Here is a 9957-nt window from a genome sequence, read left to right as displayed (position 1 = left end):
GCATTATTTTGCCACCGCCATACAGCATGTATACGCGTCCATCATCGTCAAAGAACAGGGAATGGTCATGTAAAGCCGGGGAGAATGAAACGGCTTTCCAGGGGCCCTTTTCAATATCCCGGGTGGAATAGATATAGGTTTTATTAGTGGTGCCGGCAAAAGTGCTTACATAATAAGCCCCATTATGGTAACGCAGGCTGCTGGCCCAGGATCCCCTGCCATAGGTGCTTTGGCCGTTGGCAAGGTTCAGCGCATCCACATTGTCCAGCACCTCATAGGCATAGCTAACAATTTGCCAGTTAACCAGGTCTTTCGACTTCATAATGGGCACACCCGGGCTCATGTGCATGGTGGTGCTGCTCATGTAATAAGTATCCCCAACGCGGATCATGGACAGGTCAGGTACATCTGCATAAATAACAGGGTTGTGCGCCTGCTGTGCCTGCAGATACTGGCAGATGGAAAGCGCGAGCGCAAAGAGTGTTGCAATTTTTTTCATACAACCGTTTACGTGAATGGTTATTCAGCTATTTCTTTTTCCGGATCCTGATAACGGTCAGCGACATAGGCGGAGCGGCGTATTCAAAAGTTTTCGCTGCATTGAATGCGGAGGTAACGGGTGTTACCGCAGGCGCGCTGCCAAATACATTTGCCGCTTCTGCGCTGCCGCTTAATACTGTTTTTGCTGCAGCTGCATCCAGCTTTCCAAAAGCGGAGAGGTTAATTTTCATGCGGCCCTGCTCCGGTCCTGCATTCACCAGCTTCAGGATCACATCGCCGGTTTTGCTGTCCTGCACACAGGAGGCGGCCAGCGCGGAATCAGCAGCATTTTTGGAAACAACATTTTCAAAATAAGTATCCCCCTGGTTTACGGAGAACAGTTGCTGCACGTAGTAATTGATGGTTGGGTAAGCAGAGGTGTTGTCAAAATAGATCATGTCGGGGTTCCATTGGGTGAACCCGGCTTTTGCCAGCAGGGGCGCGTACGAGGCCAGGCTTACCACATCGCCGTTGCGTTCAATCGCCGTCATGTAAGCGGCTTCTGACAGGGCGTTCTTCATTTTGTTGCCCCAGGATGCGTATTCGCCTATGTAAACTTTGGTGCCATTGCGCTTATAAGCATCATAACGGTACTGGTTGGAAATAAACCATTCCGGCTGGCTATAGTAATGTTCATCCACCACAGGCACCTGCAGCGTATTGGCCAGCTTCCAGCCTTTATCAAAATCCTCGCCCTGCGGGAAGGGGCCAACGGTTCCGATCACGGTTATTTCCGGATGTTTGGCTTTAACGGCGTCATAGATCATTTTAAAGCGCTGCTCAAATTCAGGCGTGATCTTATCTTCATTACCAATGCCCACATATTGCAGGTTAAACGGCGCAGGATGGCCGGCTGCAGCGCGTTTGGCGCCCCAGGTGGAGGCAGCGGGCCCGTTGGCCCATTCCACCAGGTCCAGCACTTCCTGGATATAATCCTGCATATCATTCATATCAATTGCTTTTTGCCCGGTGCCGCCAATGCGCCAGGTACCGCCGGAATTCTGGCAGCTAACTGCAGCAGGCAATACCGGCAATGGTTTGGCGCCTATATCTTCACAGAACTGGAAATACTCGTAATAACCCAGTCCGGCTGTTTGATGATAGCCCCAGATATTTTTCTGCTCCACTCTTTGCTCAATGGGCCCAACGGTGTTTTTCCAGCGGTACATGTTCCCCAGCCCATCGCCATGCGCCAGGCAGCCGCCGGGGAAGCGGATGAATTTCGGATGCACATCTGCAAGCAGCTGCGCCAGATCGGCCCGTAATCCATTGGGCCGGTTCTTAAAAGTATTAGCAGGGAACAGCGACACCACATCCAATGCCAGCTTGCCTTTGGTAGTGGCCAGCACCACTAATGCGGCGCTGTCATTTGCAGCGGAGGCTACCAGGTCGGTGGTATATTTTTGCCAGTCAGGCGATGATACCCTGATCTTACTTTCTGCCAGCGTTTCTCCTTTCGTATTCTGAAGGCTTACCACTACATTAACAGGGGCTTGTGAAAGCAATTTTGCAAAAACAGAAAAATGGTATTTTTCACCTGCCTTCACGGGTATTTTAGCAAATCCATCGTTCCGGATCCCTACGCCGCTATCTCCCGTATGTTCGATGTTCAGCACTGCATAGTGGGGATTGTTGGGATGCACCGGCGCAGTGGTTTCTATATTCAATGAGCCGTAGGAGAATCCCGGGGTAATGTATTGCCAGAATGAGAAGGGACTCCACTCGCGCCGGTCGGTAGGGCTGTATTCAAAGGAGCGGTTCTGCACCAGCTCAGCATATAGCCCACCGTCTGCCGAGTAGTTGATATCTTCAAAGAAAAGGCCGAACAGGTCAGGGCTTATTTTTTTGCCTTGTTTTCCGCTCTGGGCCGATGCGTAAGAGAACAGCAGCACATTGATTATAATCAGGGTCATTGACCTTATTCCGGCAGACAGGTAACAGTGATAATGCTGGTGCTTGAGTATTTTCATAACAGATGATTTTAGTCGATGGTCCATGGTCGATGGTCCATAGTCCATGGAATACACCGCAGGGAATTTATTCGCAGAAGTATGTAGTCAATAGAATGCGTACCTGGTTGCGTTGGCCGCAAGCAGCAGGGCGGCATAGTTCCATACGTGGATTTATGATCACCTGTGGCGCCGGCATTTTCCGGACCTTATATGTTTAACGGCCTGCCGCAGGACAACAATTGTAAATTTGACAATTAATATCTGAAACGTCAAATTTTTTTAATGATATTTTTTGTTGTTCATGGAAAATACTGCTGTAATCAAAGCCGCCGATGCGCTGCAGGGTTTATTCCGGGGCCTTGCTGTCCTTCAGCTGTACCGGCTTGGTGGCTTTATTCCTCAGCTTAAGATTAAGGATCTCCACAAAAACGGAGAAGGCCATAGCAAAATAAATATAGCCTTTGGGGATATGCTGCTCAAAACCTTCTGCAATAAGCGATACCCCTATCAGGAGTAGAAATGAGAGGGCCAGCATTTTTACGGTAGGGTGCCGGTTCACAAAATTGCTGATACCGGATGCGGAAAACATCATTACTATTACGGCTATCATTACCGCAGCGATCATTACGGCTATTTCATTGGCCATACCCACGGCGGTAATTACAGAATCCAGTGAAAATACAATATCCAGCAACAGGATCTGTATAATGACCCCAATAAAGGAATACTGTTTTACGGCTACGGCTGTATGCTCGTCCCCTTCCAGCTTTTCATGGATCTCTGTGGTGCTTTTATAAATAAGGAACAAGCCGCCCAGGAGCAGGATCAGGTCGCGGCCGGAAATGGCCAGCTTTTCCAGCCATCCGGGGTTATTAATACCTACCCAGCTGCCTATGTTAAAAAGGGGCGCCGTTAACGTCATGATCCAGCTCAATGAAAGCAACAGCAAAATGCGGGTAACCATGGCAAGGCCAAGCCCCAGCTGCCGGGCTTTTTTCTGTTGATCCTGCCGCAGCTTGCCTGCCAGTATGGAAATAAAGATGATGTTATCAATTCCCAATACTATTTCAAGCAGGGTGAGTGTGAGCAAAGACACCCAGGTTTCCGGGTTGGTAAGCAGATCCATATAGTTAAGATTTAGCGCCACTGGCTTAGTCATCAAATATATTGCCGTTTTGGCGTATTTATGGCGGTTTTATGAATGCAGGGCAATAAAAAAGATCCCGGCTGCATTTAAGCAACCGGGACCTGTTATACCCTGCGGGTCCGGCAGCGCCCTAGCCATGGGACGGCCGGTTTGTTACCGAATACACCTGCAATATTTCGTTCTTAACTTCAATCTGTTTTTCATATTGAAAGCCCAGCTTTTTCAGGAGCCGTATGGAGCTGCTGTTATGGGGAAAGGTTGTAGCCAGCAGTTGCGCATGGGCCGGGTCCTGCATGATCTTTAGCTTAACTTCAGCGGCCGCTTCATAGGCATAACCCAATCCCATATACTGCGGCAGAAATGCAAAACCCAGATCGTAATGCAGCAGGTAGTCCCGTTTTATAAAGGAGATGATGCCCACAGGAATATTCCCGTCCGTTAGCCTCACTACCCAATAGGTAAGATTGGGAGTAACCAATATTTTGCTGATATAATTTACAGCATCCTCTTTGGAATGAATATTCCTGTTCCCGATAAACTCAAGCCAGCCCTTTGAATTAAGCAGCTCAAATACAAAGTCGTGATCATTGATGGATAGCGCGCCTATGGAAAGCCTGTTGGTAATAACTGGGATCTGCATTTTCACCGGATAGTTTTAATTTTCTGCAGCCATCTACAGTATGCTGCAACAATAAAGTAGTTTGATCTTCCTTTGCTAAGATAATCTTTACGGCCCAATTATTACCATAAGCACCAGGCATGATGCCTGGTGCGCAATGATCAGAACGGGGAGCGGCGCATGCCGCCATCTACCACAGCCACTGTGCCGGTGATATACCGCGCGCGCGGCGATACCAGGAAAGCGGCCATGTTGGCTATATCCTGCGGCTCGCCGAAATCGCCCAGCGCAATTTCACGCCCGGCAAATTCACTGCGTTCATTGCCCGGGAAAAAACGGCGGATATTGTCCGTATCTATAAGGCCCGGCTGCAGGCAGTTGATCCTGATGCCGTGCTGCCCCAGCTGCATGGAAAGCTGTTTGGACCACACGACTATGCTTGCTTTGGCAACGGCCGAAGCATTTACCTCCCGTAGCTCATAGGTGCTGGTTATATTCAGGATAGCGCCTTGCTTACGTGTAATAAAATGGGGCAAAAGCTGCTGCGTTAACTGCCGGTGCCGGTCAAAGTCCAGCGTCATAGATGCCGCCCATTCTTCTTCCGCTCCTATAATGTCCAATGGGCGGCTGCGGCCTGCGTTGTTGATAAGGATATCAACATTTCCGAGGCCCGACAAGGCTGCGGCTGCGATCTTTTGCGGCGCCTCAGCTGCAACAAAGTCCTGCACAAAAGTTACCGGCCCCACGCCGCCTGCAGCTGCAATTTCTTCTCTTAGGCTGTTCAGCAGGTCTTCTCTTCTTGCAGTGGCCAACACTTTTACGCCTTCCATTGCCAGCTGTTTTGTAATGGCCCGGCCCATACCCTGGCTGGCGCCGGTTACCACTGCTGTTCTTCCTTTTAAATACAGATCCATAATCCTTCTCCTGTTTGGTTTTGAAAATTTCTTTCCAAAAGTAGCAGGTAGTGTCCTAATTTTGCCGTGGTGCAATCAATTGTATGGTACCTACAAACATGTAAGTAATGGCAGCCAGAAAGCAAAACTCCACTTATACGCGTAATGAAACCTCCCTGAGTGAATGTGATCTCAGCTATGCGATCAATAAGATCGGTGGAAGATGGAAGCTACAGATCCTCAGTATGCTGAACAACAAAAAGCTGCGGTTCACTGAGCTTAAAAAAGAATTTTCTTTTATTACAGAACGTATGCTTAGCCTGCAATTGCGGGCATTAGAGCAGGATGGCCTGGTGAAGCGGACTGTTTATGCGGAGGTTCCACCGAGGGTTGAATATGAGCTTACTGAAACGGCCCTGGAGCTATGGCCTATTTTAGACCAGCTGAGCAGCTGGGGCGGCAAACAAAGGAGCTTAACAAAGCAGCTTTAGAGAAAAGAGATGTAGTAATTGCATAAAAAGAGGGCTGACTAAAAAGAATGTAAAATGTAAAATGTAAAATTTTAAATCATAAACCGACGAAGGAGGTTCATAGAGACCATTGAAAAGACTTTATGAACGAGATAAATGTAAAAGTAAAATGCCGCGAACATGAGTTTATTGCCGATCCTACTTTTACATTTAAAATTTTACATTTGGAGTTTTACATTCTTTTTAATCAACCCATCTACTTAAAAGATCAAATTATGATGCGTCTCTTAACGCTTTGATCCGGTCATGTGCGGCCTGAATTTTTTGAGCCTGCATGGTTACTGTCTGCAGCGCTTCAGCTGGTAATTCATCTTCAGACAGCACGTCTTTATAGGCTTTCTTTATAGCATCTTCTCCCCTTTCTGCTTCTGCGAGTATGCTGGCCCGGTCGCTGCCGCCAAATAATGACTTAACATCTATCCAGGCGCGGTGCAATGTACCGCTGGCGCTGGTGCCGGTTTCAACATCATCTGAATAACGGGCTACTACTGCGGTTAATTCCTGGCTGAACTGGCGGCTTTGTGAAGCATATTCCTGGAACAAGGTTTTCAGGTCTATGTTCTCCGGTTTTATATCTGCAATCACCTTTTCAAAACCAGCTACGCGGTCGTTATTCAGCTCAATAAGATCATTTAATACATCTACTGATTTTTCTGTTGTGTACATGATATTAATAGTTTAAGGTTAATAATAGCTTAGGGTAGTATTTCAACTAATATGCCACATTGAACCAGCGGACAGAGGCGTGGTACGGCCTCTTAGGGGGGAAATGGATAACCTTCGCTTTATTTGAATTCTTAGCGTATGGAATAGCGCACAATTAGTAGAATAATCTCAACACCCAAGCGGTCTGCACCGTTTAACCCAGGTACTTTTATAAGGCGATGCGCCTGCAAAAAAATAGATCGCGCAATGTAGCGGCGAATATTTATTTTTATCTAAAAGAACAGATCTATGAGTACTGAAAAGGCGATACTGGCCGGTGGTTGTTTCTGGGGCGTGGAAGAGCTGATCCGCAAGCTTCCCGGCGTAACTTCCACTGTTGTTGGCTACACAGGCGGGGACGTGCCTAATGCTACTTACCGTAACCACGGCACACATGCCGAAGCAATTGAAATTATCTTTAACCCGGAGATCTTATCATACCGCACCCTGCTTGAATTTTTCTTCCAGATCCACGATCCAACCACGCTTAACCGGCAGGGGAACGACAGGGGCACCTCTTACCGTTCCGCTATTTTTTATTTAAGCGAAGCGCAAAAGGAAACCGCCAATACATTAATTGCGGAATTGAATGCTTCCAAAAAGTGGCCCGGACCTATTGTTACGGAAGTAGTGCCGGCCTCTGATTTCTGGAATGCAGAAGAAGAGCACCAGGATTATCTGCAAAAAAATCCGTATGGATATACCTGCCATTTTATAAGGCCGGACTGGAAACTGCAATAGCCGTGAAAAATGTAAAATGTAAAATGTAAAATCATAAATGTAAAAGTGGAATGCAGCGGATAAGGGACTGCATTCCACTTTTATATTTATCTCGTTCATAAAGTCTTTTAAATGGTCTCTATGAACCTCCTTCGTCGGTTTTACATTTATTATTTTACATTTTACATTCTTTTACTTCACCGCATTCGCCGCTGTTATAATAACCTTTGCTACCGCTTCAGGCTGCGACATAAACACTACATGGCTGCCTTTAATTTCGGTTATCCTGGTGTTAGAACGCTGGTACATTTTGCGCTCTATTTCCGGCACAATGCTTTTATCTTCCGTAGCAACTATCCCATAAGCAGGCTTGGTATGCCAGGCCGCCTCGGTAATGGGCGTTGCAAATGCTTTGGCATAAAAAGCGCCCTGGGAGGCAAACATAAAGTCCGCCTGCGCCTTAGGAATATCTGCACAGAAACCTCCATGGAATTTAGCCTGATCGTAGTATACAATGCCTTTATCATCCGGCGGCAGTATGCCATTCTCAGGAGCCGGGGGCGCGGTTTGGATCCATTGCAGCGCTGATTCGCCTTTGTCGGGCTGGAAGGCAGCCACATATACCAATGCTGCTACATTAGGATGGTTACCGGCTTCCGTGATCACGGCGCCGCCCCATGAGTGGCCTACCAGTACAGTGGGGCCATCCTGTTTATCCAGCACCACCTTTGTAGCGGCTACATCATCTTCCAGGGAGCTTAAAGGGTTTTGAACAGCGGTTACATGGTATCCTTTTTTTGTAAGCACTTCATAAAGCGCCTTCCATCCCGACCCATCTGCAAAAGCGCCATGTACCAATACTACATTTTTTACCTGTTGAGCATTACTTTTTGCAGTAAGGCCCATGATGCCTGATAAGGTGATCAGTACGGCGCATAGGGCGCCCTTTAACCTATGTATTAAGTTTGCCATTGTGTCTGTAGGAGTTTAATTGTTTGAAATGGCCGGCTTAGTAAAACCATGCATGGGGATCACCGGCACTGCAAAGTAACAGCACCGGCCGGTACAAGGCAATGCAGAAAAGCAGGTAAGATTTGGATTTTTAGCGGTGCCGCTTTCTGTAACCCAGTGGTGAGATCTTTTCAGAGGTGGTGAACAGCCGTGAAAAATAAGCATGATCATCATATCCCAGCTCGCCGGCTATCTCTTTAATGGTAAGATCCGTATAATACAGCAGGCGCTTGGCTTCCATGATGATCATCTTCTGGATCCAGTAGCTTACCGTAAAACCGGTGAAGTCTTTAACGGCTTCATTTAAATATGGAGTTGAGATCTTTAAAACACCGGCATAGTCAGAAGGTTTCTTTTTAGCCTTGTAATGCTGGAATAACAGGGCTTTAAACTGCCGGGTTATGGTTGTGCTCCGGGATTCCTTTTGCTTGTTATCCGTTTCGCCATTGGCATATTCCCGTGTGATGGTTCCTATGATAACATCCAGCAGCCCGCGTTTTATATGCTGCTGGCAGGCATCGGTCCCGGGGGCGCGCACCTCATCGGCCAGGAAGCTTAAACAGCCGCTGAGCTTCTTTTTCTTTTGTTCTGACACCGCCGCCGGCTCGTGCAGCAGGAAGTACCGGTCCAGGATGGATTTATAGGTTTGCTGCACCAGGGAAGGCTCTACGGTTAGCATCCATACACCGTCATCAGCTGCTGAAAAATGATGGATCTGCCCGGGCAGTATGAAATATACCATGCTGCCTTTAAGCATCACTTTCCTGAAGTCCAGCTCCAGGTGCAGCTTTCCCTTTTCCTGGAAAATAAAGATATAGTTCTCATCGCGGTGCGGGACCTGGGTGGCGGCTGTTTTAATGATCTGTGAAAAGTTCACAAGCTGCAATCCGTGATGCCTGACCTCATCGGTTGCAATAGTGGGGATCATATATTTATCTTTGGGCATAAGGGGTAATTCAAGCTCAAAATACTATTTCCATCCATCCTTAAAAATAAATCTGCAGGAGATCACTGCGGTTCTACCTCCGTTCGTAATTAAAAAAGGTGCACATTTGTTGCTTTCACTGTGAGAAAGGATGCAAATGTCACAACCTAAGAATTTCAGCGGCTTCGTAAAAGTACGCGGAGCCCGGGAGCATAACCTGAAGAATATAGACCTGGAAATACCGCGCGATGCCTTTGTTGTATTCACCGGCGTTTCGGGATCCGGCAAGTCGTCACTGGCATTTGGCACCCTGTATGCCGAAGCGCAGCGCAGGTACCTGGAATCGGTTTCGCCTTACGCAAGAAGGCTTTTTAACCAGATGTCGGTACCGGAGGTAGATGGTATAGATGGGCTGCCGCCCGCCATTGCCTTACAGCAGCAAAGAGGCGCAGCCAGCACCCGCTCTTTTGTGGGCAGCGTAACCACCTTATCCAACCTGCTGCGCATGCTGTATTCCCGGGCAGGTGATTATCCCAAAGGGCAATCCATCATTTATGCAGAAGGCTTTTCGCCCAACACGCCGGAAGGCGCCTGCCCGCATTGCCATGGCCTTGGGCGGGTGTATGAAGTAACGGAAAGGTCCATGGTGCCGGATGATACCCTTACCATCCGCGAACGCGCCGTGGCAGCATGGCCTACAGCCTGGCAGGGACAAAACCTGCGGGAGATACTCATGACGCTGGGCTATGATGTGGATACCCCCTGGAAAGACCTGCCTAAAAAAGACCGGGACTGGATCCTTTTCACAGAAGAGCAGCCTGTGGTGCCGGTATATTCGGCCTTTACGGCTGCAGAAGTAAAGGATGCCCTGAAAAGAAAGCTGGAGCCCAGCTATATGGGCACCTTTACCAGCGC

10 protein-coding genes and 1 pseudogene are annotated in these 9957 nt (G+C 48.0%); 3 read left to right on the top strand and 8 right to left on the bottom strand.

The features are described from left to right. The 5 genes from VIM87_RS31075 to VIM87_RS31055 form a co-directional block, all read right to left on the bottom strand. On the bottom strand, positions 1 to 499 hold a 499-nt coding region (locus VIM87_RS31075), incomplete at its 3' end, for a family 43 glycosylhydrolase (RefSeq protein ID WP_332000753.1). A gap of 28 nt (positions 500 to 527) precedes the next feature. After that, a complete protein-coding gene (locus VIM87_RS31070; protein WP_332000752.1) occupies positions 528 to 2510 on the bottom strand; it encodes an alpha-L-arabinofuranosidase C-terminal domain-containing protein in 1983 nt (660 codons plus the stop codon). A gap of 328 nt (positions 2511 to 2838) precedes the next feature. Next, complete coding sequence (locus VIM87_RS31065; protein WP_332000751.1) at positions 2839 to 3618, bottom strand: TerC family protein; 780 nt, start codon at positions 3616 to 3618, stop codon at positions 2839 to 2841. 151 nt (positions 3619 to 3769) lie between these two features. Continuing rightward, positions 3770 to 4279, bottom strand: a complete 510-nt coding sequence (locus tag VIM87_RS31060; protein ID WP_332000750.1) for a GNAT family N-acetyltransferase — start codon at positions 4277 to 4279, stop codon at positions 3770 to 3772. 140 nt (positions 4280 to 4419) lie between these two features. Next, complete coding sequence (locus tag VIM87_RS31055) at positions 4420 to 5172, bottom strand: SDR family NAD(P)-dependent oxidoreductase (RefSeq protein ID WP_332000749.1); 753 nt, start codon at positions 5170 to 5172, stop codon at positions 4420 to 4422. A 107-nt stretch (positions 5173 to 5279) separates the two neighbouring features. Between VIM87_RS31055 and VIM87_RS31050 the strand changes: the two genes are divergently transcribed. Beyond that, entirely contained in the window at positions 5280 to 5642 is a 363-nt protein-coding gene (locus VIM87_RS31050) for a winged helix-turn-helix transcriptional regulator (RefSeq protein ID WP_332000748.1), read from the top strand. 252 nt (positions 5643 to 5894) lie between these two features. Here VIM87_RS31050 and VIM87_RS31045 read toward each other — a convergent pair whose 3' ends face one another. Beyond that, the gene (locus VIM87_RS31045; RefSeq protein ID WP_332000747.1) at positions 5895 to 6347 is read right to left on the bottom strand and encodes a PA2169 family four-helix-bundle protein; all 453 of its coding nucleotides are present in this window, start codon (positions 6345 to 6347) and stop codon (positions 5895 to 5897) included. A gap of 288 nt (positions 6348 to 6635) precedes the next feature. Here VIM87_RS31045 and msrA point away from each other — a divergent pair, with 288 nt between their 5' ends. Next, positions 6636 to 7127: a peptide-methionine (S)-S-oxide reductase MsrA gene (msrA, locus tag VIM87_RS31040; RefSeq protein WP_332000746.1), complete on the top strand. Its 492-nt coding sequence runs from the start codon at positions 6636 to 6638 to the stop codon at positions 7125 to 7127. Between the two features lie 171 nt (positions 7128 to 7298). On the opposite strand, the gene VIM87_RS31035 is transcribed toward msrA, so the two are convergent. Both VIM87_RS31035 and VIM87_RS31030 read right to left on the bottom strand, forming a co-directional pair. Continuing rightward, positions 7299 to 8078 (bottom strand): alpha/beta hydrolase, encoded by a 780-nt coding sequence (locus VIM87_RS31035; protein WP_332000745.1) that lies wholly within the window; start codon positions 8076 to 8078, stop codon positions 7299 to 7301. A gap of 130 nt (positions 8079 to 8208) precedes the next feature. After that, positions 8209 to 9063, bottom strand: a complete 855-nt coding sequence (locus VIM87_RS31030) for a helix-turn-helix transcriptional regulator (protein WP_332000744.1) — start codon at positions 9061 to 9063, stop codon at positions 8209 to 8211. A gap of 136 nt (positions 9064 to 9199) precedes the next feature. Here VIM87_RS31030 and VIM87_RS31025 point away from each other — a divergent pair. After that, positions 9200 to 9957, top strand: a pseudogene (locus VIM87_RS31025) (excinuclease ABC subunit A); the annotation flags it as partial.

Source organism: Chitinophaga sp. (assembly GCF_036569125.1).
Classification (GTDB): Bacteria; Bacteroidota; Bacteroidia; order Chitinophagales; family Chitinophagaceae; genus Chitinophaga.
The sequence above is the reverse complement of the archived record's forward strand: the minus strand, read 5'-3'. Positions and strand labels throughout refer to the sequence as shown.

Excerpts from the sequence above, each read along its gene's own strand:
- msrA (WP_332000746.1), top strand. The coding sequence starts at position 6,636 with ATGAGTACTGAAAAGGCGATACTGGCCGGTGGTTGTTTCTGGGGCGTG.
- VIM87_RS31030 (WP_332000744.1), bottom strand. The coding sequence starts at position 9,063 with ATGCCCAAAGATAAATATATGATCCCCACTATTGCAACCGATGAGGTC.
- VIM87_RS31050 (WP_332000748.1), top strand. The coding sequence starts at position 5,280 with ATGGCAGCCAGAAAGCAAAACTCCACTTATACGCGTAATGAAACCTCC.
- VIM87_RS31060 (WP_332000750.1), bottom strand. The coding sequence starts at position 4,279 with ATGCAGATCCCAGTTATTACCAACAGGCTTTCCATAGGCGCGCTATCC.
- VIM87_RS31035 (WP_332000745.1), bottom strand. The coding sequence starts at position 8,078 with ATGGCAAACTTAATACATAGGTTAAAGGGCGCCCTATGCGCCGTACTG.
- VIM87_RS31070 (WP_332000752.1), bottom strand. The coding sequence starts at position 2,510 with ATGAAAATACTCAAGCACCAGCATTATCACTGTTACCTGTCTGCCGGA.
- VIM87_RS31045 (WP_332000747.1), bottom strand. The coding sequence starts at position 6,347 with ATGTACACAACAGAAAAATCAGTAGATGTATTAAATGATCTTATTGAG.
- VIM87_RS31065 (WP_332000751.1), bottom strand. The coding sequence starts at position 3,618 with ATGGATCTGCTTACCAACCCGGAAACCTGGGTGTCTTTGCTCACACTC.
- VIM87_RS31055 (WP_332000749.1), bottom strand. The coding sequence starts at position 5,172 with ATGGATCTGTATTTAAAAGGAAGAACAGCAGTGGTAACCGGCGCCAGC.